The organism is Azohydromonas aeria (assembly GCF_009760915.1).
GTDB classification, from domain to species: domain Bacteria; phylum Pseudomonadota; class Gammaproteobacteria; order Burkholderiales; family Burkholderiaceae_C; genus Azohydromonas; species Azohydromonas aeria.
Genome location: NZ_VIDQ01000067.1, coordinates 1 through 24,575, shown reverse-complemented (window position 1 = coordinate 24,575; position 24,575 = coordinate 1). Strand labels below are relative to the sequence as shown.

Genomic DNA, 24,575 nt, shown 5'->3' with positions numbered 1-24,575 from the left:
TCCGGCCCGTACGCCGTGCCCTCACCTCACAGCTTCGGTATGTGCAGCGTCTTGCTGATCATCAGCGAGCCCGAGAGCACGAACATCAGCACCAGCGGGTGCAGCGTCCAGGGGCCGAGGTCCCAGGCGCCCAGCCACAGGTCGTCGCCGATGCGGCCCTGCCAGGCGGCCAGGGCCAGGACGGCGGTGAGCACGACGCTGGTGGGAATCGGGGTGCCCTCGAAGTACTTGACCTTGTCGCCGCCCTCGGACAGCGACTCGGCCGTGACGTTGAAGCGCGCCAGGCGGCTCACGCCGCAGCACACGAAGTAGATCAGCGCCGCCAGGTCCCAGCCGCCGTTCATGCCTGCGGCGTAGGCCAGCACCGCCGGTGCCACGCCGAAGGAGACGATGTCGGCCAGCGAGTCGAGCTCGCGCCCCAGCGCCGAGGCCTGGCGGCGCCAGCGCGCCACGCGGCCGTCGAGCACGTCGAAGGCCAGCGCCAGCGGTGCCATGGCCGCGGCCAGCAGGAACTGCCGGATCTCGCCGTCGGCCATGAAGCCCATGGCCAGCAGCACGCCGGCCATGCCGCAGGCGGCGTTGCCCAGGGTGAAGAAGTCCGCCAGCGCGAATTCGCGAATCATCGAGAAGTGGCGGGCCGGGGGACGGGATGTGGGAATCGCCATGGTGAAAACCTCCTTCGGTCTGCCCCGTGCAGGGCATGTCGCTTGCCTGCCCTGCAATGCAGGAGACAGCCATGAAAGCGACCCCTTCCACCCTGCCCGCGCCCCTGGGGCGCACCCTTCGTCTTTCCGTGCCGGCCGCCCTGGCCGCGGCGCTGCTCGCGGGCTGCGCCAGCGGGCCCGACGCCACCTGGGCCGACCCGCAGCTCGCCGGCGGCACCGCGCGCCCGCTGCAGGGCGCGCGCGTGCTGGTGGTGTGCGAGGCGGCCGAGACCACGCTGCAGCAGCTGTGCCTGGACCGCATGGCCGAGGAGCTGACCGCGCGCGGACTCACCCCCGTGCGCTCGGCGCAGGCGCCGGGCACCGGCAGCGTGGGCCGCGGCGCCGAGGCCTACGTGGGCGAGGCGCGGGCCGCGGGCGCGCGCGCGCTGCTGCTGACCTCGGTCACGCCCGACGCCACGCGCGCGGCGGGGCCGGGCTACTCGCCGTTCTCCATCGGCATCGGCGGCTTCAGCTTCGGCGGGCGCGGCGGCGCGGGCGTGGGCGTGTCGGTGCCCATCGGCGGCGCGGCCGGCTCGTCCTACACCCCCGGCTACGCCGCCAACGGCAGCTTCACCGACACCGGCAGCGGCCGGCTGCTGTGGTCGGCGCGCGCCAGCAGCGGCTCCAGCGACCTCAACGCCGGCATGGGCGACATGGCCAAGACGCTCATGGGGGCGGCGGAGAAGGCGGGGGTGTTCTGAAGAAAGGCTGAGGCAGGCGGCAGGCAAGCCGCGGTGCCGGCCGGAGGAAACAGCACCGTCATTTCGGCGGCTGTCTGGGGAAAGCGGAGGACGACCGGCATCCCGACAGCACGGGCATCCCGCCTACTACTCCGTCATTCCGGCGAAAGCCGGAATCCACGAACGCCGCAGTGCCTCGCTGGCCTGCGCAGGCATGTGCCGGCGCCCGCCGTTCCACCGCCACGGTGCGCGTGGATTCCGGCTTTCGCCGGAATGACGGATCGGGGTACGGGGCGTCGTGGCTGACGGGATGCCGCGCGCAGAAGTTGTCCCGGGCAGCAGTGAGCTTTCGTCGGGATGACGGCATTCCTTCTCTGGCCGGCTTCGCCATGCGCGCGGCGCAGGCCACCTTGAAAGGAGACCGCCCATGAGCTACCTGCTGGCCCTGGACCAGGGCACCTCCAGCTCGCGCAGCATCGTCTTCGACGCCGCCGGCCGCGTCGTGGCGCAGGCGCAGCGCGAGCTGCGGCAGCGCTTCCCGCAGCCGGGCTGGGTCGAGCACGACCCGATGGAGATCTGGAATTCGCAGCTCGACACCGCGCGCCGGGCGCTGGCGCAGGCGCGGCTGTCGGCGCGCGACGTGGCCGCCATCGGCATCGCCAACCAGCGCGAGACCACGCTGCTGTGGGAGCGCGCCACGGGCCGGCCCCTCCACCACGCCATCGTCTGGCAGGACCGCCGCGGCGAGCCGCTGTGCGCGCAGTTGCGGGCGCAGGGGCTGGAGCCGCTGGTGCGCGAGCGCACCGGGCTGGTCATCGACAGCTACTTCTCCGCCACCAAGATCCGCTGGCTGCTCGACCACGTGGCCGGCGCGCGCGCGGCGGCGCAGCGCGGCGAGCTGGCCTTCGGCACCGTGGACAGCTGGCTGCTGTGGCAGCTCACGGCCGGGCGCGTGCATGCCACCGACGTGAGCAACGCCTCGCGCAGCATGCTCTGGGACATCGCGCGCCGGCGCTGGGACGAGGAACTGCTCGCGGCGCTGGACATCCCGGCCTCGCTGCTGCCCGAGGTGCTGCCGTCGAGCCACCGCTTCGGCGACAGCGACGCGGCGCATTTCGGCGCGGCCATCCCCGTGTGCGGCATGGCCGGCGACCAGCAGGCCGCCCTCTTCGGCCAGGCCTGCTTCGCGCCGGGCATGGCCAAGAACACCTACGGCACCGGCTGCTTCCTGCTCATGCACACCGGCAACCGGCTGCAGCGCTCGCGCAACGGGCTGGTCAGCACGGCGGCGGCGCAGCCGGGCGCGGCGGCGCAGTACGCGCTGGAGGGCAGCGTCTTCGTCGGCGGCGCGGTGGTGCAGTGGCTGCGCGACGGGCTGCACGCCATCGACGCCAGCGCCGAGGTCGAGGCCCTGGCCGGCAGCGTGCCCGACAGCGGCGGCGTGACGGTGGTGCCGGCCTTCACCGGGCTGGGCGCGCCGTACTGGAATGCCGAGGCGCGCGGCGCGATCCTGGGCCTGACGCGCGGCAGCTCCGCCGCGCACGTGGCGCGCGCGGCGCTGGAGAGCATCGCCTTCCAGAGCGCGGCGCTGCTGCAGGCCATGAGCCGCGACGCGCAGGAGGGCGGCGGGCTGCCGGTGAGCGAGCTGCGCGTGGACGGCGGCGCCTGCGTCAACGACCTGCTGATGCAGTTCCAGGCCGACCTGCTCGGCATTCCCGTGCTGCGGCCCCAGGTCACCGAGACCACCGCGCTGGGCGCGGCCTACCTTGCCGGCCTGGGCGCGGGCGTGTGGCAGGTGCTCGACGAGCTGGCGGCGCAGTGGCGGCCGGAGCGCGTGTTCACGCCGACCATGGAGCGCGACCGCGCCCAGGAGCTGATGGCGCGCTGGGAGCGCGCGGTGCGGCAGGTGGTGGCGGAGTGACACCTACCGCTTCCACCGCAGCACGCGCGGCGTTGCAGGGGCTGCAAGGGCTGCTCAGCTCCTGAGCAGGTGCGGATAGCTGAAGCCGATGAAGTGCGCGGCGTTGAGCGTGAAATGCGCGGCGATGGCCGCCTCAATGCGGCGCGTGCGCGCGTAGGCCCAGCCGTAGCCCAGGCCGGCGAGCGCGGCCAGCGCGGCATAGGCGGCGCCGCCGCCCAGGTGCGCGAGCCCGAACAGCGCGGCGGCCACGAGCACGGGCAGCGCGCGCAGCGCCGGCCGATCCGCGATGGGGCGCCATGTCGCCAGCCGCTCCTGGATCACGCCGCGAAAGAAGCCCTCCTCCAGCACGCAGGTCCACAGCAGGATCTTCAGCAGCCACGCCGGGGTGAAGCCGGGCCATTTCAGGTCCGGCCGCACGATGCCGGCCAGGGTGCCCAGCGCCAGCACCAGCGCCGCCGTGCCCAGCGCCACGGGCGCGGCGCGGCGCAGCACCGCGGCCAGCTCGGCCAGGCTCTGCGCGCGGCGGCAGAACGTCAGCACGATCACCAGCCCGGCCAGGCCGGCGTCGAAGCCCAGCGTGAAGCGGAACGGCGCCGAATCCGGGGCGAGGCGGATGCCGTCCAGGAACACGGCCGGGGCGAAGCCGGGCACCAGGCGCAGCCCCAGGGCGAAGGCCAGCGCCAGCGCGAGCGCGGCCAGCACGCGGCGCGGTGCCGGGGCGGTGACGGTGCGCGAGGCCAGGGCCAGCGCGGCCAGCACCGCGGCCGCCGCCAGGGCGCGCCCGTCGATCACGCCCGTGAACCAGGCCGCGAGCGTGGCCGCGGCGCCCAGCGGCAGCGCGGGCGGCAGCGCCGGGCCGCGACCCAGGCGCAGGGCCGGCAGCCAGGCGGCGGCGATGGCCAGGGCCAGCAGGACGAAGGGGAGGATGGGCGGCGAGGTCATGGGATGGGCGGCGCCGGGCGGGCGAAGGCTGATGTCCGGGGAGAGTGGAGAACGACCGGCATCCCGGCAGCACGGGCATCCCGCCTACTGCTTCGTCATTCCAGCGAAAGCCGGAATCCACGAACGCCGCGTTGTCCCGCTGGCCGGTGCCGGCACGTGCTGGCGTCAGCCATGCCAGCGCAGCAGTGCGCGTGGATTCCGGCTTTCGCCGGAATGACGAATCGGGGTGCGAGGCGTCGCGGCCGACGGGGTGCCACAAGCAGATTCTTCGGACAGCAGTGAGCAGGCGCGGGAAACCCCCTCACCCCAGCCGCCGCGCCAACTCCGCCACCGCCTCGGCCGCGTCCAGGTGCACCGAGCACGAGCGCGACAGCATGAGGTTCAGCGCCTCGCCGAAGTCCTCGATCAGGAAGCCGTGGGTGGCGTCGAACTGCGCGCCCGGCGCGCCGCCCGGCGCCTGCCCGAAGGCGGCGCGCACGCGCTCGGCGGTGCTGCGCGACAGCGCCGCGTCGTACACCGCCACCGGCTTGCCCAGCGCCACGGCGGCGCCGATCTCGAAGACGGTGCCGGAATCGGGCTCGACCGGGTTGCGGAACGCCATCACGTTGGCCAGCACCGCGTCGCAGCCGCGCAGCAGCGCCATGTTGTGTTGGTAGATCCACTCGGCCTGCTGCGACGGGCCGAGGCCCGGCGGCAGCGGCTCGCCGTCCACCGGGGCGATGCCCTGCAGGCCGTGGGCGGCGCATAGGGCGCGCAGCGCGTCGTAGCGGGCGGCGGCGTCGCGGAAGAAGACGTCGGGGCCGGCGAGGTACAGGGTTTTCATGGCTTTTGGGCGGGATTGGCAAACACCGGCAACCCCGCCGCCACGTCCCGGAACGCCGCCAGCGCCGCCTCCAAGTGCTCGATGATTTCCTGCTGCAGCACGTCCGGCGTCGGCAAATCGTCGAGGTGGTCGAGGCTGTCGTCCTTGAGCCAGAACACGTCCAGGCTGGCTTTGTCCCGGGCAACCAGGTCTTCGTAGCTGAAATACTTGAAGCGCTCGGTTTCCCGGCGCTCGTGCCGGTTTTCCGGGTTGTAGCAGGCGATGAAATCACGCAGGTCCGTCAATTTCAGCGGCCGGGTCTTCAGCGTGAAATGCTGGTTTGTGCGCAAATCGTAGAACCAGATGCCCTTGGTATGCACCGTGCCGTCCTTGGGCCGGTTGTCGAAAAACACGACGTTGGCCTTGACGCCCTGGGCGTAAAAGATTCCCGTGGGCAGGCGTAATATGGTGTGGACGTCGCAATTCTCCAGCAGCTTGCGCCTGATTTTCTCGCCCGCGCCGCCCTCGAACAGCACGTTGTCGGGCAGCACCACCGCCGCGCGGCCGGTGGTTTTCAACATGCTGGCGATGTGCTGCAGGAAATTGAGCTGTTTGTTGGCCGTGGTCTGCCAGAAATCCTGCCGCTCGTAGGTCAGCGCCTCGCGATCCTCCTCGCCTTCCTCGTTGGTGATGGTCATGCTGCTCTTCTTGCCGAAGGGCGGATTGGCCAGCACCAGATCCACCGTTTCAGCCGGCGAGGCAATCAGCGCGTCGGCCAAGCGAATCGAGGGCTCGCTCACCATGTCGCCGATGCCGTGCAAAAACAAGTTCATCAGGCACAGCCGCCGCGTACCGGCGACGATTTCATTGCCCCTGAAAGTCTCGTCGCGCAGGAAATCCTGTTCCGCGTCGTTCAGGCCGTCGTGCCCGTAATTCAGCCAGGCTTGGTTTTCCGCCAGCCACTGGCCGGTGCCCTGGATCCAGTCATTGGCCGCCAGGAAGAAACCGCCCGTGCCGCAGGACGGATCGGCAATGGTCTGCATCGGCCGCGGGCGCATGCAGGCCACCATGGCCTGGATCAGCGCGCGCGGCGTGAAATACTGGCCGGCGCCGCTCTTGGTGTCCTCGGCATTCTTCTGCAACAAGCCCTCGTACAAATCGCCCTTGGTGTCGGCGTCCATGCCGACCCAGGTTTCCTCGTCGATGAGTTTTACCAAGCGAGCGAGCTTGGCCGGGTCCTGGATCTTGTTCTGTGCCTTGAAGAAGATGGCGCCGAGCATGCCCTTTTGCTTGCCCAGCTCGTGCAGCGCCGCCAGGTATTGGGCCTCCAGCGGCTCGCCGGATTTGCCGCGCAGGCTGGGCCAGTCGAACCCGGCGGGAATGCGGGGCTCCTGGTCATAAGGCGGCTGCGTGTACTCGTGCGCCATCTTCAGGAACAGCAGGTAAGTCAACTGTTCCAGGTAGTCGCCATAGCCCACGCCGTCGTCGCGCAGGGTGTGGCAGAAATTCCAGACTTTCTGGATGAGGGAGGCAGTGTTCATTCGGCGGTACTGCTCTTCTGGTTCGTGGTGTAGGCCTGCCGCGGATCGGTCGCGGATGCAAAGGCCAACAAAAGCTCCTGACTTTGGACCATGGGATTCAAGGTGCGCTTGAACAAATCGTCGGGATTCCGGTTCAACAGGCGGGCCAACACCTTGCGGCCCACGAAACGGCCCTCGCACAAGCGCCGCAAAGCGGAATCCCAGGTGCGCCTCCAGCTCGGACAGCGTTTCCGGCGGCACGAGGCTGCTCATGCGCAGCTCCATCTGCGTCTGCTCGGGTTCCCGCAGCGCGTGCAGCACCGGGCGCCGCCAATGCTGCCCGGCCCAGTTGCGGAAGATCTTGAGCAGCCCCGAGCCGGCCTGGTCGCCGTAGCCCACGAGGCGGAACATGTGCTGCATGCGCCGGTTGCGGCAGTCGCTGTGGCCGCCCTGCACGGCCAGCTCCGGCGGCACGCGCATCAGCCCCGGGTTGCGAAAGCCGAGCATGGTCAGCGATATGGAAATCGTCCGGCGCCGTGCCGGCGTAGTAGGCCAAGTCGCCCGCGGGCTCCAGCACCGCCACGTCGCGGCCCAGCACGTACACGCCGAGCTTCATGACGGCGAGGCCTGGCTGCGCTCGCGGCGCAGCTCGTCGAGCGTGCCGGCGCGGCCTTCAGGCATGACGTTCAGCTCCAGCCCCAGCACGGCCAGTACCGCCAGCAGCTTGCGTGTGCCGAACTCCGCCAGCCGCCCCCGCTCCAGCCGCGACAGCGACTCGACCGTGATGCCGGCCTGTGCCGCTACCACCTGCTGGCGCAGTTTCAACTCGCGGCGCCGCGCCGCGATGGCTTCACCAAGCTCCTGAAGGGTGTGCATTTGACAAATATCTCAATTTCCAGGCCGATGAAATGAACGCTTGAAGCAAACATCAAGTTTAGGCTTCAATACACTGTTGATCGACCGCGCACGATGAGTACGCGCTGCGGGCTTTCGAGCGCGCCGCGGGGGACTACCTGTTGAAACCCGTGGAGCCGGCGCGATCCGTTCAGGGCATTTCGAGCAACGGGCCCATGCGCTGCGCCGCACGGACAATCTGGATGACTGGATTTTCCAACATATCTTGACAGCACCCAGGCAATAAGTTAGCCCATTTCCCGAAAAGAACGGCAACCGGAAACCGAGCCTTTGGAGAATTGGCGCCGGTTGAAGCCCGTGCTACAAGGACGAGACACCCGGGCAGTATCGAGGGGATGCTTTTCGTGAGCACAGAAGGAGACGCTCGTGAGCCATCGACAGACCAGGCAGCCCGCCTTCGGGAAATATAGATTATTGTTGGCGGCATGCCTGGCCCTGCAAGGCTGCGCCGGTTTGCAAGGCGCTCCGAAATGGAGTCCGGCGGTCAACCTTGAGAGCGATGACGCGCTGCACGCCACTTATCTGGAAAAAGTTTACAAAGCCAATTCCGATCAGGATAGGGGAAGCCTGCGCAATCAATTTATCGAAATCAGGGTCGGCCTGATTGACCAAGCATACCTGACCTACAAGCAAAGCCTTTATACCCAACGGGTCGGCTCCTCGGTAAGCACCGATATTGCCACCCTGCTGTTGAATGCCGTTGGCGCCGGCGTCAGCGACGTCAGCACCAAGACCGCCACCAGCGCATTGTCGGCCGTCATCATCGGCAGCAAGGTTTCCATCGACAAGAACGTCTATTTTGATACGACCCTGCCCGCCTTGCTTTCGCAAATGGACGCGCGACGCGACCAAGTGCTTGCAAGAATCAGGCTCGGCATGCTCGTCGATACCACCCGCTACCCCATGCTGCAAGCACGCCGCGATCTGGACGACTATTACAATGCCGGCAGCATCTTCGGCGCCATTTCCAGCCTCACGAAGCAGTCCAGCAACGCTCAAGTTGCAGCGGAACAGGAGCTGATCAAGAGGCTGCCCACGGAGGCGGAAATTACCGAGCAATTGAAGGGCCAGGGTTTCCTGGTCAGCAAGGCCGCCGATACGCAAACCAGTCGCACGCTGGAAAAATGCCTGACACCTGAGGCAAAACTGAAACCAGGCCTGCAGGACCGCCTGTATCCGTGGCTGAAGACCAACGGGCTCGATCCCGCGGCCCCTGGCACTCCCGTCAGCGATTTCCTGACCAGCTCCGAAACCAGGTTCGAGAAACTGCGTCAGCAGGCACTGGATGACCCACAAATCGGCTCGTTGATCCGGTCGATCTGCAAGTAACCTTTCGCTGCAGCCAAGGAGGCCATCATGATTCAGAAGATTGCGCGCACGGGCCTGTCTCACGCCCAGGCCCAGTTCATGTTCAACGAGGCCAGATCCAAGCCCGGGCAGTTTGCCCAGATGATCGAGCAGGCCGATGGCAACTGGACCGTAGTGGTCACCTGGGACGATGCCGGGCCTGCGCCGGCCCTGCGGCGCTCCGGACCGGTTGCGGCGGATGAAGAGGAACTGGGCTCGCTGTCAAGCCGCTTCGAGAGCAATGGCGATCCCGCGGCCATCGGGCGCGACAGCACGGGCGGCTTTTCATATGGCGCCTATCAGATTGCCACCCTGACCGGGACGATGGGAAAATTCCTTGACTTCCTTTCCAAGAAATTCCCGGAGCTTTCCGCCGAGCTTGAAAATGCCGGTGGCGCCGCGGCCGCCCGTGCCGGAGACGAGAATTTCAAGGAAACCTGGAGAAAGCTGGCTGCCAGACCGGAATTCTTCAGATCCCAGCATGACTTCATCGAGCATACGCACTACCGGCCTTTTGCAGTCACCCTGCTCGGCAAACCTGGCCTTGACCTGTCGCAGCGCTCCTCGACCCTGCGCGACGTGGCCTGGTCCGTCGCAGTGCAACATGGGCCCGCCAACAAGGTATTTGCCAATGCGCTCGGCGGCATGAACCTCGACGGGCTTTCCGATGCCGAGATCGTCAAGGCCGTCTACGCCGAGCGCATGAAACTGGAGCGCTATTTCCCTTCATCGACGGACAAGGTCAAGAGCGCCCTGACCAAGCGGTTCGAGCAGGAGTTGCGGCTGGCCCTGGACCGCTTGAGCTGATCAGGCAGCGGCACGCCTGCCTGACACATCGCATCGCTGGGCATTCATTGCGGGCCGGCGGCGCTGACCGCCGGCCCGCATGGCGGCCGTCGGGCCGCCGCCCCTCACCCCCCGCTGTACTCCCCCACCCAGTCCGCGTAGGGCCCGTGCACCCGCTCCAGCGCCAGCGCGTAGATGGCGGGCAGCGTGTAGGGGTGCAGCTCGCGGATGGCCTCCTCCACCGCGGCGTAGCGCGAGGCCACGGTCTTCAGCATCAGGCGGTATTCGCCCTCCTGCTGCATCTTCCCTTCCCACATGTACACGCTCTCGATCGGCGAGATCTGCGCGCAGGCCACCAGGTGGCGCTCCACCAGCGCGCGCGCCAGGCGCCGGGCGTCGTCGGCGGTGGCGACGGTGGTGATGACGGCTATGGGCTTCATCGGCGTTTTCTCCTGTCTGTCCAGCGAAGGAACGGTCGGGTCGCGGTGTGAACGGGTGAGCGGGTCGGCGTGCGCCGCGTCAGCGCGGCGGCGGCTCGGTGGTGGCCGGCGTCGCCGGCGAGGGCTCGGTGGCGGAAGGCACGGGCGAGGACGCCGGCTCGGAAGCCGGGGCCGCCACCGGCGAGGCCGGCGGCACCGCCGGCGTGCCGGCGAGCTGCGGCACCGTCAGGCGCTGCGCCGCGCCCAGCGGCTGCAGGTCGCCCGCGAGCTTGAGGTCGCCGGCGATCACGCCGCGCAGCGCGCCGGGGGTCCAGTACTTCTGCGCGAAGGCCTGCACCTGCGCCGGCGTGACGGCGTTGATCTCCTCGACGAAGCCGCGCAGCTCGGCCAGCGGCCGGTCCTGCGACACCTGCGCCGACACCGTCGCGGCCAGCCCGCCCACGGTCTCCAGCCGGCGCGAGAAGCCGCCGATGAGGGTGGACTTGCGCGCCTCCAGCTCCGCGGCCGCCGGCGCCTCGCGGCGCAGCCGCTCCATCTCGTCGCGCATGACCTGCAGCACCTGCGGCGCGGTGCTGTTCTGCGTCTGCGCGCTGGCGCTCCACATGCCGCCGCCGGGGTGCGCCTCGGCCTCGCTGTGCGCGCCGTAGCTCAGGCCGCGCTTGATGCGCACCTCCTGGTTCAGCCGCGCCGAGTAGCCGCCGCCCAGCAGCACGTTGGCGCTCTGGCCGATGCGGCGGGTAATGCGGTCCTCCTTGTCCAGCGCGACGAAGGGGCCCACCACCATCACGCTGCTCTGGCCGGCGCCGGGCATGTCCACCAGCACCGTGGGCTGGGGCGCGGGCGCGGGCTCGGCGGCAACCAGCGGCGGCACGGGCGTGTCCGGGGCGCGCCAGTCGCCGAAGTGGCGCCGCGCCAGGCGCAGCGCCGTGGCCAGGTCCACGTCGCCGGCCAGCACCAGCGCGGCCTGGTCGGGCCGGAAGGTGCGCGCATGGAACGCCTTGACGTCGGCCACAGAGATCTTCTGCAGCGACGCCGGCGTGACCGCGACGCCGTAGGGCGACTCGCCCCACCAGGCGCGGCGCGCGGCGATGCCGGCCACGGTGCCGGGGCTGGAGAGCGCCACGCGCAGCGAGTCCAGCGACTGCGTGCGCGCGCGCTCCAGCTCGTCGGCGGCCAGGGTCGGGCGCCGCGCCACGTCGGCGATCAGCGCCAGCGCAGCGTCGAGCTTCGGCGTGGTCACGGTCATGGCCACCGTGGTGGCGCGCCAGCTGCTGCCGGTGTCCAGCGAGCCGCCCAGCGCCTCGGCCTGCTGGGCCAGCAGCGTGGCGTCCACCGCGCGGCCGCCGCGCGTGGCGCCCTTGGACAGCAGCGTGGCGGCCATGCTGGACAGGCCAGCCAAGCCGGGCGGGTCGGTCTCGGGGCCGGCGCGCACCAGCAGCCGCGCGCTGACCAGCGGGATGCCCGTGCGCGGCGCCACGATCACGCGCAGCCCGTTGGGCAGCCGCTCCTCGGGCATCGGCGGCAGCACCACCGGGCGCGGCGGCTGGGGTTCGGGCGGGCCGTCCACGCCGGGCGTGGCGGCGCGCGCGGCGCCGGCGAGCGCCAGCAGCGCGGCGGCGGCAGTGACCAGGAGTCGGGGGGCTTTCGGGTTCAGCACGGTCACGCCTTCTTCTCCGTGTAGTCGAGCGTCACGCGCGGACGCCCAAGGACGTAGCTCTTGAGCACGCGCTGCACGTCGGCGGCGCGCACGGCCTGCAGCTCGGCGAGCTCGCGGTCGGCGGCGCGCGGGTCGTTGCGCAGGATCACGGACCAGCCCACGCTCTGGGCGCGGCCGTGCGGCGTCTGGCGCCCGGCCAGCTCGCCGGTGACCACCTGGGTGCGCACCTTCTCCAGCTCGGCGTCCGGGATGGGCTTGTTGGCCAGCCGCTCGATCTCGCGCAGCAGCGCCTGCTCCAGCTGCGCCGGCTCGCGCCCGCCCGCGGCGATGGCGTAGGCCATGAGCAGCCCGGCGTCGGCGTTGAAGTCGGTGTTGAAGCCGGCGGCCTGCGCCGACTGCTCGCGGTACACCAGCGACTCGTTCAGGCGCGAGGACTCGCCCCCGGAGAGCAGTGACGAGGCCACGTGCAGCGCGGCGGTGTCGCGGTGGTCGGCGCGCGGGCCCTGCCAGATCAGCGCCACCGCCGGCAGCGGCACGTTCGGGCCGAACACCTGCACGCGGCTGCTCTCGGTGCGGCGCGGCTCCTGCACCGTCACGCGCGGAATGGGCGTGCCGGGCCGGGCGATGCGGGTGAAGTAGCGGTCCACCCAGGGGTCGAGCTGGCCCTGGTCGAAGTCGCCCGAGACGATGAGCGTGGCGTTGTCCGGGCGGTAGAAGGTGGCGTGGAAGGCGCGCACGTCCTCCAGCGTGGCGGCATTGAGGTCCTCGATGCTGCCGATGACCGGGCGCTTGTACGGGTGCGCGATGTAGCCGTGCTGCGGCAGCGCGTTGAACAGGCGCCCGTAGGGGCCGGCGAGCACGCGCTGGCGGTACTCCTCCTGCACCACGGCGCGCTCGCTGTCGAAGTTGGCCTGGTCAATGACCAGCGAGCCCATGCGCTCGGCCTCGGCCCACAGGATGCGCTCCAGGTGGTTCGACGGCACGGTGCTGAAGTAGGCCGTGACGTCCTCGGCGGTGAAGGCGTTGTTGCTGCCGCCGACGTCCTCGGTGAGGCGGTCGAAGGTGGCCGCGCCCATGTGGCGCGAGCCCTTGAACATCATGTGCTCGAACAGGTGCGCGAAGCCGGAGCGCCCGGGCGGGTCGTCCTTGCCGCCGACGCGGTACCAGACCTGCACGCTGACGGTGGCGGTGCTGCGGTCGGGCAGCGTCAGCACCTGCAGCCCGTTGGCCAGGCGCCGCTCGCGCATCTGCAGCGGCGGCACGCGGATGGGCGGCGGCGGCGCGGCGGCCCAGGCCGGCAGCGCGGCCAGGGCCCCCAGCGCTCCCAGGGCGGCCAGACAATCGCGGCGTCCAGGCATCGGCGGCTCTCCTTCTCGGTGTGAACTTGTGCACGGCCATCCTAGCCCGGCACCCGCGCGCGCTGCCCCGCCCCTGCCCGATGCCCGCGCGCGCGCCGCGCCGGCCCGGCCACGTCGCCGCGGCCGGTGCATCCTTCACTCCCTTTTGCAGTGACTTGACCGCGCGATGCAGCCCTCTCCGACACCGCCCTCGATCCAGCTCTACTACCACCCCGGCAACGCCAGCATGGCGCCGCACCTGCTGCTGCTGGACATCGGCGTGCCCTTCGAACTGAAGTTCGTGGACCGCGACCGCGGCGAGCACCAGTCGCCGGCCTACCTCAAGCTCAACCCGAACGGGCGCATCCCGGTGCTGGTGGACGACGGCCTGGTGCTGTACGAGTCGGCGGCCATCTGCCTGCACCTGGCCGACCGGTTTCCGCAGGCGCGGCTGGCGCCGCCGGTGGGCACGGCCGAGCGGGCGCGGCTGTATCAGTGGATGCTGTGGCTGAGCAACACGCTGCAGGCCATGCTCATGCACTGGTTCTACCCGGAGCGCATGGTGGACAGCGGCGACGCCGTGGCCGCGGCGCAGGTGCGCGCCCAGGCCGAGGCGCAGATCCACCGCATGCTGCAGCAGCTCGACGCGCAGGTGGCCCAGGTGGCGCAAGGCGGCGGCGACTGGCTGCTGGGCCCCGACTACGGCGCGGCCGACGCCTACGCGCTGATGCTGTGCCGCTGGACCCGCCACTTCGACCGCCCGGCGCGCGACCTGCCGCACCTGGGCCCGTACCTGCAGCGGCTGCTGGCGCGCCCGGCGGTGCAGCGGCTGTTCGCGGCGGAGGGGATCGAGGCGCCGCTGGTGTGAACGAGGTCCGTTCGTCCTGAGGTATCGAAGGATGAACGGCCCACGCCGCGATGCCGCCATTGCAGCCTGCCGGCTTCGCACTTCGATACCTCAGTGCGAACGGGTCACTGATCCAGCCTTTTCCGGGCTGCGTCCCAGCCTGTCGGATTCGTCCTTCGATACCTCAGGACGAACGGGTTGCATCACGAACTGGCTACGACAACGCACCCAGGTGACCCCAGAAAGGCATCGGGCCCTGACGGGCCCGAATTCTTCATGGTGTGCGGCGGCCCTCACGGGCCGCCCAGCATCGGCTCGATCAGCCGACGTAGTGCCGCTCGTAGCGGTCGGCGGCGCACATCAGCTCGGTGGACAGGCGCGGGTCTTCGTTGCGCAGGGCATGGGCCAGGGCGCGCACCTCGGCGACTTCCTGGGCAAAGCTGCGCGGCGCCGGCGCGAACATCACGCGCAGGCCGTTCAGGACACGGGTGAAGACCTCGGCCGCGACCACGGCGCCCCGCGGCGCCACGCGGCTGAAAGCGGAAGCAGTGATGGCAGTCATGGTGGTTCCTTCGTTTCAGACAAACATCGAATCTCTCGACGGACTGAAGATTAGGGTTTCCACCTAATTTACACAATTGAAGAGTGGGCAACAGCGGTATAAACGACGCGCATAACACTGTGGACCATGAACTTTCGAACGCTGGACCTGAACCTGCTGCGCGTCTTTGACGCGGTGATGGCCGAGGGCAGCCTCACGCGCGCCGCGGCCGTGCTGTCGATGACGCAGCCGGCGCTGAGCCACGCGCTGAAGCGGCTGCACGACGCCGTGGGCGAGGAGCTGTTCACGCGCGGCGCGCGCGGCATGGTGCCCACGGCGCACGCGCAGGCGCTGTGGCCGCAGGTGCGCGCGGCGCTGGCCGCGCTGCGCCAGGCGCTGGCGCCGGACAGCTTCGACCCGGCCACCGACGCGGTGAGCTTTCGCGTCGCGCTGGCCGACGCCACGGCGGCACTGCTGGCGCCGGCGCTGGTGGAGACGATCGAGCGCGAGCGCGCGCTGGCCAACCTGCGCTTCGTGCCGCTGACCACCCGCGACCCGCGCCCGCTGGTCGAGCGCGCGGAGGTGGACATCGCCATCGGGCACTTCCCGTGGGTGATCCCGGCGCTGCAGGCGCAGGGCCCCGAGGCCACGCTGCGCCACGCGCGGCTGTACGAGACCGAGTACGTGTGCGTGATGCGCCGCGGGCATCCGCTGGCGCAGGGGCCGCTCACGCTCGACGCCTTCTGCGAGGCGCACCACCTGCTCGTGAGCTTCTCGGGCCGTCCGCACGGCCTGGTGGACGAGGCGCTGCAGGCAGTGGGGCGCCAGCGCCGCATCGTGCTGACGGTGAACCAGTTCTTCACCGCCGGGCTGGTGGTCACGCGCTCGGACCTGCTGACGGTGCTGCCGCGCCACTTCCTGCCCGCCACCGGCTACCACGACGAGCTGGCGGTGCAGCCCATCCCGCTGAACCTGGCCAGCGTGCAGGTGGAGATGCTGTGGCACGTGCGCCAGGACGCCAACCCGGCGCTGCGCTGGCTGCGCCAGCGGCTGCTGGAGGCGGTGGCGCCGGCCACCGCCTGACGGGGCTCAGGCCAGCACTGCCGCCATCGCGTCGGCCACGGCCTGCACGTTGCCGGTGTTGAGGCCCGCCACGCACATGCGCCCGGAGCGCACCAGGTAGACGGCGTGCTCCTCGCGCAGCCGGTCCACCTGCCCGGCGGAGAGGCCGGTGTAGCTGAACATGCCGCGCTGGGTCAGGAAGTAGTCGAAGTTGCGGCCCGGCAGCTGGGCGGTGAGCACGCCGTGCAGGCTGCGGCGCATGGCGGCGATGCGCTCGCGCATGGCCGCCACCTCGCCCTCCCACTGCGCGCGAAGCTGCGTGTCGCCCAGCACCCGCGCCACCACCAAGCCGGCGTGGATGGGCGGGCTGGAGTAGTTGCGGCGCACGGTGGCCTTGAGCTGGCCGAGCACCAGCTCGGCCTCGGCGGCGTCGGCGCAGACCACGCTCAGCGCGCCGGCGCGCTCGCCGTAGAGGCTCATGCTCTTGGAGAAGGAGTTGGCGACGAAGAAGCGCAGCCCCGCGTCGGCCAGCGCGCGGATGGCGAAGGCGTCCTCCTCGATGCCGTCGCCGTAGCCCTGGTAGGCCAGGTCCAGGTAGGGCAGCAGTTGCCGCTCTTTCAGGATCGGGATCAGCTCCAGCCACTGTTCGCGTGTCAGGTCCACGCCGGTGGGGTTGTGGCAGCAGGCGTGCAGCAGCACGACGGAGCCGGCCGGCACCTCGCGCAGCGCGGCGCACATGGCGTCGAAGCGCAGGCCGCCGGTGGCGGCGTCGTAGTACGGGTAGGTGTGAACGGGCAGCCCGGCGCCTTCGAACATGGCGCGGTGGTTGTCCCAGGTCGGGTCGCTGACCCAGACGGCGACGTCGGGGAACCAGCGTTTCAGGAAGTCGGCGCCGACCCTGAGGCCGCCGCTGGAGCCCACGGTCTGCAGCGTGGCGACGCGGCCGCTGGCGACGGCCTCGTGCTTGGGGCCGAAGAGCAGCTTCTGCACCTCGGCGCGGCAGGCGGCGGCGCCCTCGATGGGCAGGTAGGACTTCGGCGCGCCGGCTTCGAGCAGCTGGCTTTCCGCGCGGCGCACGCTCTCCAGCACCGGGATGCGGCCGGCATCGTCGAAGTAGATGCCGATGGACAGGTTGACCTTGTGCGGGCGTGGGTCGGTCTGGAACTGCTCGTTGAGGCCGAGGATGGGATCGCCGGCGTAGGGCTCGAGGTGCTGGAACATGGGGCGGACTCCGAAGAACCCGAAATGATAGGTGCTGCCCCCGCAGGCTCCGCCCCGGCGCCGGGAATGAGTCTTATGCCTAGCCCGCGCCCAGCGCGCGCTCGATGTCCTGCTCCAGCTTCCGGGGCGTCTCGGCGGGGCCGTAGCGGCGGATGACGCGCCCGTCGCGCCCGACCAGGAACTTGGTGAAGTTCCACTTGATGGCCTTGCTGCCCAGCAGCCCCGGCGCCTGCGCGCACAGCCACTTCCACAGCGGGTGCGCGTGCGCGCCGTTGACCTCGACCTTGCTCATGAGCGGGAAGCTCACCGCGTACGTCGTGCTGCAGAACTCCTGGATCTGCGCCTCGGTGCCGGGCTCCTGGCCGCCGAACTGGTTGCAGGGAAAGCCCAGCACCACCAGGCCGCGCGCGCGGTAGCGCTCCCACAGCGCCTCCAGCCCGGCGAGCTGCGGCGTGAAGCCGCAGCGGCTGGCGGTGTTGACGATGAGCAGCACCCGGTCGTGGTACTCCATCAGCGACACCGGCCGGCCGTCGATGGCATGGGCCTCGAAGCCGTAGACCGTGCCGTTGCCGTTGTGGTTGTTGTGCATGGCGGACTCTTCTTCGTTGCCGTGGGGAGCGGCAAATCGTAGCGCCGCCGCGGCGCGTCAATCGCCGCGGCGCGCGGCCAGCACCACGGCCGAGACGATGAGCGCACCGCCGGCCAGCAGCCCCGGCGTGAAATGCCCCGCGCCCAGGGCGAAGGCCGAGACCGAGGCGAACACGATCTCGCTGAGCAGGATCAGCGCCGTGGTGTGCGCCGGCAGCCGCGCCGCGCCGTACTGCAGCGCCAGGTTGGCGGCGATGAAGCACAGCGCGAAGGCCAGCGCCGCGGCGCTCCAGCCCGGCGGCGGCAGCACGGGCACCGGCGCCCGGCCCGCGGCGGTGAGCAGCGCCGCCAGCGTGCCGGCCACCAGCGCGCCGCCGACGAACATGGCCAGCCCGCGCGCGGCGGGGCTCTGGTGCGCCTGGCGCTTGAGCAGCACCGTGCTCAGCGCGAAGGTGAAGCCGCCCAGCAGCCCCAGCCCTTCGGCGCCGTCGCGCGGCAGCGGCAGCCCGCCGCCCTCGGGCCACAGCACCGTGGCCGCGCCGGCCACGGCCAGCGCCATGCGCAGCGCGGCGCCGGCATCGAGGCGCTCGTGCAGCAGCAGCCGCGCCAGCAGCAGCGACCACAGCGGCATCAGGTAGAACAGCAGCACCACGCGCACCACGTCGCCGGTGGCCGCGCCCCAGTTGAAGGCGGCGTTGGTGGTGCCTGAAGACGCCATCAGCAGCCACAGCGCCGGCGTGCGCGCGAGCACCGCCAGCGCGCCGGGCCGCCCCACGGCGAACACCGCCACGGCCAGCACGTAGATCAGTGCCGTGGCCCACAGCGGGTGCAGCCCTTGCGCCTGCAGCAGCCGGAACGGCCACCACGACACGCCCCAGACGAAGGCGTTGAAGACGAGAGCCAGGGCGGGCAGGAGAGAAGGAGTCATGGAGGGTTCGCGGCCAACGGACGCCTACCCATCCGTTCGCCCTGAGGTATCGAAGGGTGAATCCGCCAGGCTGCGATGGCAGCACCCCGGCCAGGGCCGTCCATCCTTCGATACCTCAGGACGAACGCAATGCGTCAATGCCGGTCCGTGCGCGCGATGGCCAGCAGGCGCTCGACCTCGTCGGGGTGGCGCCGGCAGTTGCGCCGGTGCCAGCGCCCGATCAGCGCCATCGTGGCCGCCACCACCAGGCCAAAGATGGTGATGGCGCCGAACGCCGACATGCCCAGCTTGGTCATGCCGGTGTAGAACGCGCCCAGGCCCAGGATGCAGGCCTGCTCGTTGAAGTTCTGCACGGCGATGGAGCGCCCCGCGCCCATGAGGTTGTGGCCGCGGTGCTGCAGCAGCGCGTTCATCGGCACCACCAGGTAGCCGCCGATGCCGCCCAGCAGGATCAGGAACGGCGCGGCGACCCACACGTCGTCGATGTAGTTCATGCCGATGACCAGCAGCCCCATGAGCACGCCCAGCGGGATCACGCTGGTGGCGCGGTCGAGCCGCATGAACAGCGAGGCCACCACGGCGCCCACGGCCGTGCCGATGGCCACCACGCCCACCAGCGACGAGGCCTGCGTGGTGCTGTAGCCCAGCGCCGCGGCGGCCCAGGCCAGCACGATGTAGCGCAGGTTCCCGGACACGCCCCAGAACAGCGTGGTCGTGGCCAGCGAGATCTGGCCGAGCTTGTCGGCCCACAGCCGGGCGTTGCACTGCGAGAAGTCGCGCACCAGGCCGGCGGGGCCCAGGTCCAGCGGCTGCAGCGGCGCCTCGGTGCGCGGGATGTGCAGGTTGAACAGCGCGGCGATGGCGTAGAACAGGATCATCGAGGCGATGGCGGCCTCGGCCGGCGTGTCCACGCCGGTGTCGATCAGCGGCAGGTCGAAGCCCAGCAGCGCCGCGCCCAGGCGCGGCCCCACCAGCTGCCCGCCCAGCAGCACGCCCAGGATGATCGAGCCGATGGTCAGCCCCTCGATCCAGCCGTTGGCCTTGACCAGCTGCGACGGCGGCAGCAGCTCGGTGAGGATGCCGTACTTGGCCGGCGAGTACGCCGCCGCGCCCAGCCCGACGATGGCGTAGGCCGCCAGCGGGTGCACGCCGAACAGCATCAGCAGGCAGCCCGCGACCTTGATGCTGTTGGCGATGAACATCACCTTGCCCTTGGGCACCGCGTCGGCAAAGGCGCCCACGAAGGGCGCCAGCACCACGTAGAACAGCGCGAACATCGGCACCAGCGCCGCGCGCTGCCACTCCGCCGCGCCGGAGCTCCTGAGCAGTTCGACCGCCGCGACGAACAGCGCGTTGTCAGCCAGCGAGCTGAAGAACTGCGCCGACATGATCGTGTAGAAGCCTTTTTTCATGCGCAGCGGGCGCTGGGCATGCGCCGGTCAGGACATTCCTGGACCCGCACCTGCGCCAGAAAATGCCTGAGGGACACCTGGGGCCAAAGCGCGGGGTTATAGCACGCGGCTTTTGGGCCTCCCGCATCGTGAAAGCGCCTTGCGGGCCAAAGGCAGAATTGCTGCTCACTTTGTCCGTTGCCGTGCCATGCCGCGCCCCATCCAAGCCCTGATCCACACCGAGGCCCTGACGCACAACCTGGGGCGCGCGCGCGCCGCCGCGCCCGACGCGCGGGTCTGGGCGGTGGTCAAGGCCAACGCCTACGGCCACGGCATCGAGCGCGTGTTCCAGGCGCTGCGCGGCGCCGACGGTTTCGCGCTGCTCGACCTGGACGAGGCGCAGCGGCTGCGCAGCCTCGACTGGCGCGGGCCGATCCTGCTGCTCGAAGGAACTTTCGAAGCGCGCGACCTGGAGCTGTGCTCGCGGCTGGACCTGTGGCACGCGGTGCACCGCGAGGCGCAGATCGACTGGCTCGCCGCGCACAAGACGCAGCTGCCGCACCGCGTGTTCCTCAAGCTCAACAGCGGCATGAACCGCCTGGGTTTCACGCCGCAGGCCTTCCGCTCGGCCTGGGCCCGGCTCAACGCGCTGCCGCAGGTGGACGAGATCTCGTTCATGACCCACTTCTCCGACGCCGACGGCCCGCGCGGCATCGAGCGGCAGCTGCGCTGCTTCGAGGACGCCACGGCCGACCTGCCCGGCGAGCGCACGCTGAGCAACAGCGCCGCGACGCTGCGCCATGCCGGAGGCGACGCGCGCGTGCGCGCCGACTGGCTGCGCGCCGGGATCATGGTCTACGGCAGCGCGCCGGACTTCCCCGAGCACGACATCGCCCACTGGGACCTGCGGCCGACCATGACGCTGCGCTCGCAACTGATCGCCGTGCAGCAGCTGCAGCCCGGCGACAGCGTGGGCTACGGCAGCACCTTCACGGCCGGGCAGCCGATGCGCATCGGCGTGGTGGCCTGCGGCTATGCCGACGGCTACCCGCGCCACGCCGGCACCGGCACGCCGGTGCTGGTCGAGGGCGTGCGCACGCGCACGATCGGGCGCGTGTCGATGGACATGCTGGCCGTGGACCTCACGCCCGTGCCCGGCGCGCAGCCCGGTGCCGAGGTCACGCTGTGGGGCCGCGGGCCGCGCGGCACGGTGCTTGCGATCGACGAGGTCGCGCATGCCGCCGGCACGCTCGGCTACGAGCTGATGTGCGCGCTGGCCGCGCGCGTGCCGGTGGCCGTGGACTGAACGCACGGCGCGGCGGCCCCTTCCCTTTCTTCACCCAGCTGTCTGCCCATGAACCACCTGCCCGCTCATCAACTCAGCATGACCGTGCTGATGACCCCGGACACCGCCAACTTCTCGGGCAACGTGCACGGCGGCACGATCCTGAAGCTGCTCGACCAGGTGGCCTACGCCTGCGCCAGCCGCTATGCCGGGCGCTACGTGGTGACGCTGTCGGTGGACCAGGTGATGTTCCGCCAGCCCATCCATGTCGGCGAGCTCGTCACCTTCCTGGCCAGCGTCAACCACACCGGCACCTCGTCGATGGAGATCGGCATCAAGGTCATTGCCGAGGACATCCGCACCCAGGTGGTGCGCCACGTCAACAGCTGCTTCTTCACGATGGTGGCCGTGGACGACGACCGCAAGCCCGCGCCGGTGCCGCCGCTGCGGCCCTTCTCGCCCGAGGAGAAGCGCCGCTTCGAGCAGGCCAAGGTGCGCCGCGCGCTGCGCCAGGAGCTGGAACAGCGCTCGCAGTCCCTGCGCGAGACGGCTATGCCGGCGCCGGCCGCTGCGGCGGCCAAGACCGCCAAGACGGCCAAGACGGCCAGGGCGCCCAAGGCCTGAGCGTGGCCATGAAGCCGAGCCTGCGCGTCCAGCCGCACGAGGTGCACTGCACGGCGGTGCGCGCGCAGGGTGCGGGCGGGCAGAACGTCAAGATGGTCTGGCAGATTACACCAACAACCGGCGGTGTTACCCACTGCTGCCGTCCCACAAGCCCGCTATGGGCCTCTACGGGCCTCCTGGCGGCACCGTGCGTCCTGCTACACCGCACTCCTTCGGATCGGTCTTGAGCGGTTCCTTGCTGGCAAAGCAGATCGAACCGGACTGAAAGCACCACCGGGCAAGCAGCACCAGTCACCAAGCCATCTCTATATTTTTGGGGCTAAGGTCAGCCACCGACCCCGGTACGGTCTGTGTCGAGCACCGTCACCGGGCAGGCTCATATTTCTGGTGTGGATTGCCTCGTTTCCAAGGAAAGCCGGGCCGCTTCCTGCGGATTTTTCAGAGTCAGACGCCAGCCACAACAGGGGCCGGCTGTCTGTCCGCTCGCCACCGACAGCCTAGTTCTGTTTGGCAGTCATGCGTGTTAGGGCCGCTTGGGAAACAGCCGAAAACTGCATCATTGGCATCATTCTTGCTAGGCGTCTGAGGGTATTGACAATATGACACTCATGCTGTATCATTACACAAGTGGTCGGGTACCGATACGTCCCGCTACTTCTTCGTTAACCAAGGGCTAGACCGTTACCGGCTGGCCCTTTTTCATTGGAGCTTTGAAACATGACAACGATCTTCCCTCGCAACACGCGGCACAGCCTCGCCTACTACGAAGGCGTGCTTCGCATCCTTCTCAACGGCATCACGTCCCGCCAGCGTCAAGCCGCCATCGCTGATGCACTCAACCAATCCGGCATCCCAGCATCTACCGGAGCACCTTGGACGCCCGAGTCTGTGAAGTCAGTGCTCAAGCGACTTCGTGCCCGTTCGGGTCCGCACTGGAACGCAATCCTTGAACTGTGCTTCGATGGAAAGATGACGCCAGCCCAGTGCAAGCCGCTGCTTCAGACCATGTGAAGCCATGCTGAAGAAGACGATTCACTTTCGTGAAGGCCACTGGCTCGTGCTGCATGACTTCATGCGAGCCCAAGGCATTGCCTCACCTTCCATTGCCATCGAACGACTGATTGAAACCATGACGAACAACAACCACCGGGGGACAGTGAATGACCGTGCAGACCGAACAACGACAACTGACTGAGGACGAGAAGGCACTCCACAAGGAATACAGCCAAGGCTTGAAGCTTCGGGGCTTCACCAAGATGGACAGCGAGGGATCGAACCAGACCCGCCTGTTCAACCGCTTCAACGGCAAGCTTCTTCCGTTCTCGTTCATCGACAACGACTTCGACAAGTGGCTGCACACGCAGAAGAAAGAGTGCGTGCAGCGTTCCGCCAGCTACATCACGCGGACGCTACCTCATGTCGTCGGCACCAAGTTCTGCCCAAGGTCTGGCCCGTTCTACGAAGAACCGCTGACTGGCTGCACCTGGGTCAACACGTACCGGGCATACGAGCCGGCAACTGAAGATGCCGATGTGTCACCGGTGTTCCATGAGTTCTTTGCCCGGCTGGCACCGTCCGATAGCGAACGGCATACGTTCTTGCAGTGGCTGGCTCACATCTTCCAGAAGCCCGAAGAACGCCCGTCCTGGCACATCATGCTGCCGTCCGTTCCTGGCACCGGCAAGGGCTATCTCGTTGAGCACATTCTTCAGCCGCTGCTGCACCACACATCGGTTGTCGCCAGCTACTCCCGCGTTCTTGGCAAGCATTCTTCACTGCTGGAGAACAACCTGCTGGTTCTGCTGGACGATTGCAAGGCCAAGTCCGTCGAGACACAGACTGAACTGAAGTCCTTGCTCACCGAAGAACGCCAGTTCGTCGAGCAGAAGTACGCTGCGGGCGGCATGGTGCAGTGCTTTACCCGCTTCATCTTGGCGAGCAACGAAGCTCGTCCGCTATACCTGGACGCGGATGAACGGCGTTGGTACGTCCTAACCCGTGCAGTGCATCGGGAAAGCCTTCAAGAGACTCAGCAGTTCATCGCCTCGCTTGATGCATGGCTGAAGCTGCCCGGCTCGTTGGACAGGGTGTTCAACTTCTTCAGCACATACCCGTTGGCTGGCTTCAACCACAAGTCGGTCCCGGTGAGCGACGGTCTGCGAGAAGTGATTGCGTTGAGCAAGAACCCGCACGCTGCTTTCCTGGCTGACTACTTGGTCGAGAACAAGGTGTTCACATACGCGGACTTGATTTCCGCTATCGGACAAGAAGGCTTGTCCAAGCCGAATGATTTGCACTTGGGCCACTTGCTCACTGAGGCAGGTATGGAACGAAGCCGACCAAGGATCAACGGCAATCAAGTCTCGATCTACCACCCGGTAGGGATGACGCTGGAAGAAATCCGAGCCGCCTACAAAGAACCGGCTTTCTGATCTTGTGCAGGGGTCTGTGCAACCCGCGTGCAGGGGTCTGTGCAGCCCTGTAAACCAAAAATTTCCTTGTAAATCAACAACTTACGTGAGTGTGCAAGCCGTGCAGACCTAGCACGCTTGCTTCTTCTCAACGAAGTGCCATCCGAAAGGATTTTCATGACTCGTACAACTTCCACGCCGGCTAGTCCGGCTTATGACAAGACCCGCCCACTCATTGGCTTCGACGGCACCGAGCACGATTCCGAAGCCGAAGCCCGTGAGTCCTTCGTGTACGGACCAATCGGTGTCCACCGATGCACCGAGGCACTGCCAGCGATCTTCGTTGACCCGGCAGGGGCGACTTTCCAACGCTTGGCGGACTTCCGTGCAGACCGTCGCCGCTACAGCGTCTATGTCGAACTTAAGACCTACCTGAACGACCAGCCCGACAAGGCGACAGCCAAGGCAGCGGAAGCAGGCTACCGCCCGCTCGGACGCTCGTAAGCGGCCGCTGCGCGGCGTCCTTGCCTAAACGCTCACGCCGTGCAAGGCCGAACGCAGCGGGCTGGCGGCGAAGTGCTGCTTCCACAGCCGTGGCGTGAGCTCGGCCACGCGTGCTGCCGGGT

25 protein-coding genes are annotated in these 24,575 nt (G+C 68.9%); 12 read left to right on the top strand and 13 right to left on the bottom strand.

What is annotated here, in order from left to right; genetic code table 11:
• Positions 1-26 precede the first annotated feature (26 nt).
• Complete coding sequence (locus tag FJ694_RS27775; RefSeq protein ID WP_157270792.1) at positions 27-665, bottom strand: CDP-alcohol phosphatidyltransferase family protein; 639 nt, start codon at positions 663-665, stop codon at positions 27-29.
• A 71-nt stretch (positions 666-736) separates the two neighbouring features.
• Between FJ694_RS27775 and FJ694_RS27770 the strand changes: the two genes are divergently transcribed.
• Together FJ694_RS27770 and glpK are read left to right on the top strand one after the other, a co-directional pair.
• Complete coding sequence (locus tag FJ694_RS27770; RefSeq protein WP_157270791.1) at positions 737-1,405, top strand: hypothetical protein; 669 nt, start codon at positions 737-739, stop codon at positions 1,403-1,405.
• 406 nt (positions 1,406-1,811) lie between these two features.
• Positions 1,812-3,305, top strand: a complete 1,494-nt coding sequence (gene glpK, locus FJ694_RS27765) for a glycerol kinase GlpK (RefSeq protein ID WP_157270790.1) — start codon at positions 1,812-1,814, stop codon at positions 3,303-3,305.
• Between the two features lie 54 nt (positions 3,306-3,359).
• Here glpK and FJ694_RS27760 read toward each other — a convergent pair whose 3' ends face one another.
• The 4 genes from FJ694_RS27760 to FJ694_RS27745 all read right to left on the bottom strand — a co-directional run bounded on the left by FJ694_RS27760 (position 3,360) and on the right by FJ694_RS27745 (position 7,445).
• Positions 3,360-4,247 (bottom strand): CPBP family intramembrane glutamic endopeptidase, encoded by an 888-nt coding sequence (locus FJ694_RS27760; RefSeq protein WP_157270789.1) that lies wholly within the window; start codon positions 4,245-4,247, stop codon positions 3,360-3,362.
• Between the two features lie 301 nt (positions 4,248-4,548).
• A complete protein-coding gene (locus FJ694_RS27755) occupies positions 4,549-5,070 on the bottom strand; it encodes a nucleoside 2-deoxyribosyltransferase (RefSeq protein WP_157270788.1) in 522 nt (173 codons plus the stop codon).
• Positions 5,067-7,076 carry an N-6 DNA methylase gene (locus tag FJ694_RS27750; RefSeq protein WP_232540248.1) on the bottom strand — a complete coding sequence of 670 codons (2,010 nt, stop codon included), beginning with the start codon at positions 7,074-7,076 and terminating at the stop codon, positions 5,067-5,069. Before FJ694_RS27750 ends, FJ694_RS27755 begins: the two co-directional genes overlap by 4 nt.
• A gap of 105 nt (positions 7,077-7,181) precedes the next feature.
• Positions 7,182-7,445: a helix-turn-helix domain-containing protein gene (locus tag FJ694_RS27745; RefSeq protein ID WP_157270787.1), complete on the bottom strand. Its 264-nt coding sequence runs from the start codon at positions 7,443-7,445 to the stop codon at positions 7,182-7,184.
• Between the two features lie 405 nt (positions 7,446-7,850).
• Between FJ694_RS27745 and FJ694_RS27735 the strand changes: the two genes are divergently transcribed.
• Together FJ694_RS27735 and FJ694_RS27730 are read left to right on the top strand one after the other, a co-directional pair.
• On the top strand, positions 7,851-8,813 hold the full coding sequence (locus FJ694_RS27735; RefSeq protein WP_157270786.1) for a hypothetical protein: 963 nt from the start codon (positions 7,851-7,853) through the stop codon (positions 8,811-8,813).
• Positions 8,814-8,840: 27 nt separating this feature from the next.
• Positions 8,841-9,638 (top strand): VgrG-related protein, encoded by a 798-nt coding sequence (locus tag FJ694_RS27730; RefSeq protein ID WP_157270785.1) that lies wholly within the window; start codon positions 8,841-8,843, stop codon positions 9,636-9,638.
• 104 nt (positions 9,639-9,742) lie between these two features.
• Here FJ694_RS27730 and cutA read toward each other — a convergent pair whose 3' ends face one another.
• The 3 genes from cutA to FJ694_RS27715 form a co-directional block, all read right to left on the bottom strand.
• Entirely contained in the window at positions 9,743-10,057 is a 315-nt protein-coding gene (cutA, locus tag FJ694_RS27725) for a divalent-cation tolerance protein CutA (protein ID WP_157270784.1), read from the bottom strand.
• 79 nt (positions 10,058-10,136) lie between these two features.
• Entirely contained in the window at positions 10,137-11,720 is a 1,584-nt protein-coding gene (locus FJ694_RS27720) for a M16 family metallopeptidase (protein WP_157270783.1), read from the bottom strand.
• On the bottom strand, positions 11,717-13,072 hold the full coding sequence (locus FJ694_RS27715; protein WP_157270782.1) for a M16 family metallopeptidase: 1,356 nt from the start codon (positions 13,070-13,072) through the stop codon (positions 11,717-11,719). Before FJ694_RS27715 ends, FJ694_RS27720 begins: the two co-directional genes overlap by 4 nt.
• A gap of 166 nt (positions 13,073-13,238) precedes the next feature.
• Here FJ694_RS27715 and FJ694_RS27710 point away from each other — a divergent pair, with 166 nt between their 5' ends.
• Positions 13,239-13,919, top strand: a complete 681-nt coding sequence (locus tag FJ694_RS27710; protein WP_157270781.1) for a glutathione S-transferase family protein — start codon at positions 13,239-13,241, stop codon at positions 13,917-13,919.
• Positions 13,920-14,217: 298 nt separating this feature from the next.
• On the opposite strand, the gene FJ694_RS27705 is transcribed toward FJ694_RS27710, so the two are convergent.
• Positions 14,218-14,460: a hypothetical protein gene (locus FJ694_RS27705; RefSeq protein ID WP_157270780.1), complete on the bottom strand. Its 243-nt coding sequence runs from the start codon at positions 14,458-14,460 to the stop codon at positions 14,218-14,220.
• 126 nt (positions 14,461-14,586) lie between these two features.
• Here FJ694_RS27705 and FJ694_RS27700 point away from each other — a divergent pair, with 126 nt between their 5' ends.
• On the top strand, positions 14,587-15,522 hold the full coding sequence (locus tag FJ694_RS27700) for a LysR family transcriptional regulator (RefSeq protein ID WP_157270779.1): 936 nt from the start codon (positions 14,587-14,589) through the stop codon (positions 15,520-15,522).
• 6 nt (positions 15,523-15,528) lie between these two features.
• Here the strand turns inward: FJ694_RS27700 and FJ694_RS27695 are convergent, their stop codons facing one another.
• The 4 genes from FJ694_RS27695 to lplT form a co-directional block, all read right to left on the bottom strand.
• Entirely contained in the window at positions 15,529-16,722 is a 1,194-nt protein-coding gene (locus FJ694_RS27695) for an amino acid aminotransferase (RefSeq protein WP_157270778.1), read from the bottom strand.
• A gap of 79 nt (positions 16,723-16,801) precedes the next feature.
• The gene (locus tag FJ694_RS27690; RefSeq protein ID WP_157270777.1) at positions 16,802-17,311 is read right to left on the bottom strand and encodes a glutathione peroxidase; all 510 of its coding nucleotides are present in this window, start codon (positions 17,309-17,311) and stop codon (positions 16,802-16,804) included.
• Positions 17,312-17,368: 57 nt separating this feature from the next.
• Positions 17,369-18,238: an EamA family transporter gene (locus tag FJ694_RS27685; protein ID WP_157270776.1), complete on the bottom strand. Its 870-nt coding sequence runs from the start codon at positions 18,236-18,238 to the stop codon at positions 17,369-17,371.
• A 134-nt stretch (positions 18,239-18,372) separates the two neighbouring features.
• Positions 18,373-19,650 (bottom strand): lysophospholipid transporter LplT, encoded by a 1,278-nt coding sequence (lplT, locus tag FJ694_RS27680; RefSeq protein WP_157270775.1) that lies wholly within the window; start codon positions 19,648-19,650, stop codon positions 18,373-18,375.
• A 187-nt stretch (positions 19,651-19,837) separates the two neighbouring features.
• Here lplT and alr point away from each other — a divergent pair, with 187 nt between their 5' ends.
• From alr to FJ694_RS27655, 6 genes are all read left to right on the top strand, one after another.
• Positions 19,838-20,935 (top strand): alanine racemase, encoded by a 1,098-nt coding sequence (alr, locus tag FJ694_RS27675; protein WP_157270774.1) that lies wholly within the window; start codon positions 19,838-19,840, stop codon positions 20,933-20,935.
• 48 nt (positions 20,936-20,983) lie between these two features.
• Complete coding sequence (locus FJ694_RS27670; RefSeq protein ID WP_157270773.1) at positions 20,984-21,538, top strand: acyl-CoA thioesterase; 555 nt, start codon at positions 20,984-20,986, stop codon at positions 21,536-21,538.
• Positions 21,539-22,255: 717 nt separating this feature from the next.
• Positions 22,256-22,549: a recombinase family protein gene (locus tag FJ694_RS27665; RefSeq protein ID WP_157270772.1), complete on the top strand. Its 294-nt coding sequence runs from the start codon at positions 22,256-22,258 to the stop codon at positions 22,547-22,549.
• A gap of 4 nt (positions 22,550-22,553) precedes the next feature.
• Complete coding sequence (locus FJ694_RS36820) at positions 22,554-22,733, top strand: hypothetical protein (protein WP_198321029.1); 180 nt, start codon at positions 22,554-22,556, stop codon at positions 22,731-22,733.
• Positions 22,699-23,970 (top strand): primase-helicase family protein, encoded by a 1,272-nt coding sequence (locus tag FJ694_RS27660; RefSeq protein ID WP_157270771.1) that lies wholly within the window; start codon positions 22,699-22,701, stop codon positions 23,968-23,970. Before FJ694_RS36820 ends, FJ694_RS27660 begins: the two co-directional genes overlap by 35 nt.
• Before the next feature lie 117 nt (positions 23,971-24,087).
• The gene (locus tag FJ694_RS27655) at positions 24,088-24,453 is read left to right on the top strand and encodes a hypothetical protein (RefSeq protein WP_157270770.1); all 366 of its coding nucleotides are present in this window, start codon (positions 24,088-24,090) and stop codon (positions 24,451-24,453) included.
• Positions 24,454-24,575: the final 122 nt, after the last annotated feature.

Excerpts from the sequence above, each read along its gene's own strand:
- FJ694_RS27690 (WP_157270777.1), bottom strand. The coding sequence starts at position 17,311 with ATGCACAACAACCACAACGGCAACGGCACGGTCTACGGCTTCGAGGCC.
- FJ694_RS27695 (WP_157270778.1), bottom strand. The coding sequence starts at position 16,722 with ATGTTCCAGCACCTCGAGCCCTACGCCGGCGATCCCATCCTCGGCCTC.
- FJ694_RS27670 (WP_157270773.1), top strand. The coding sequence starts at position 20,984 with ATGAACCACCTGCCCGCTCATCAACTCAGCATGACCGTGCTGATGACC.
- FJ694_RS27745 (WP_157270787.1), bottom strand. The coding sequence starts at position 7,445 with ATGCACACCCTTCAGGAGCTTGGTGAAGCCATCGCGGCGCGGCGCCGC.
- FJ694_RS27715 (WP_157270782.1), bottom strand. The coding sequence starts at position 13,072 with ATGCCTGGACGCCGCGATTGTCTGGCCGCCCTGGGAGCGCTGGGGGCC.
- FJ694_RS27660 (WP_157270771.1), top strand. The coding sequence starts at position 22,699 with ATGACCGTGCAGACCGAACAACGACAACTGACTGAGGACGAGAAGGCA.
- FJ694_RS27750 (WP_232540248.1), bottom strand. The coding sequence starts at position 7,076 with ATGCTCGGCTTTCGCAACCCGGGGCTGATGCGCGTGCCGCCGGAGCTG.
- FJ694_RS27705 (WP_157270780.1), bottom strand. The coding sequence starts at position 14,460 with ATGACTGCCATCACTGCTTCCGCTTTCAGCCGCGTGGCGCCGCGGGGC.
- FJ694_RS27755 (WP_157270788.1), bottom strand. The coding sequence starts at position 5,070 with ATGAAAACCCTGTACCTCGCCGGCCCCGACGTCTTCTTCCGCGACGCC.
- FJ694_RS27685 (WP_157270776.1), bottom strand. The coding sequence starts at position 18,238 with ATGACTCCTTCTCTCCTGCCCGCCCTGGCTCTCGTCTTCAACGCCTTC.
- FJ694_RS27760 (WP_157270789.1), bottom strand. The coding sequence starts at position 4,247 with ATGACCTCGCCGCCCATCCTCCCCTTCGTCCTGCTGGCCCTGGCCATC.
- lplT (WP_157270775.1), bottom strand. The coding sequence starts at position 19,650 with ATGAAAAAAGGCTTCTACACGATCATGTCGGCGCAGTTCTTCAGCTCG.
- FJ694_RS27775 (WP_157270792.1), bottom strand. The coding sequence starts at position 665 with ATGGCGATTCCCACATCCCGTCCCCCGGCCCGCCACTTCTCGATGATT.
- FJ694_RS27700 (WP_157270779.1), top strand. The coding sequence starts at position 14,587 with ATGAACTTTCGAACGCTGGACCTGAACCTGCTGCGCGTCTTTGACGCG.
- glpK (WP_157270790.1), top strand. The coding sequence starts at position 1,812 with ATGAGCTACCTGCTGGCCCTGGACCAGGGCACCTCCAGCTCGCGCAGC.
- FJ694_RS27770 (WP_157270791.1), top strand. The coding sequence starts at position 737 with ATGAAAGCGACCCCTTCCACCCTGCCCGCGCCCCTGGGGCGCACCCTT.
- FJ694_RS27710 (WP_157270781.1), top strand. The coding sequence starts at position 13,239 with ATGCAGCCCTCTCCGACACCGCCCTCGATCCAGCTCTACTACCACCCC.
- alr (WP_157270774.1), top strand. The coding sequence starts at position 19,838 with ATGCCGCGCCCCATCCAAGCCCTGATCCACACCGAGGCCCTGACGCAC.
- FJ694_RS36820 (WP_198321029.1), top strand. The coding sequence starts at position 22,554 with ATGCTGAAGAAGACGATTCACTTTCGTGAAGGCCACTGGCTCGTGCTG.
- FJ694_RS27730 (WP_157270785.1), top strand. The coding sequence starts at position 8,841 with ATGATTCAGAAGATTGCGCGCACGGGCCTGTCTCACGCCCAGGCCCAG.
- FJ694_RS27665 (WP_157270772.1), top strand. The coding sequence starts at position 22,256 with ATGACAACGATCTTCCCTCGCAACACGCGGCACAGCCTCGCCTACTAC.
- cutA (WP_157270784.1), bottom strand. The coding sequence starts at position 10,057 with ATGAAGCCCATAGCCGTCATCACCACCGTCGCCACCGCCGACGACGCC.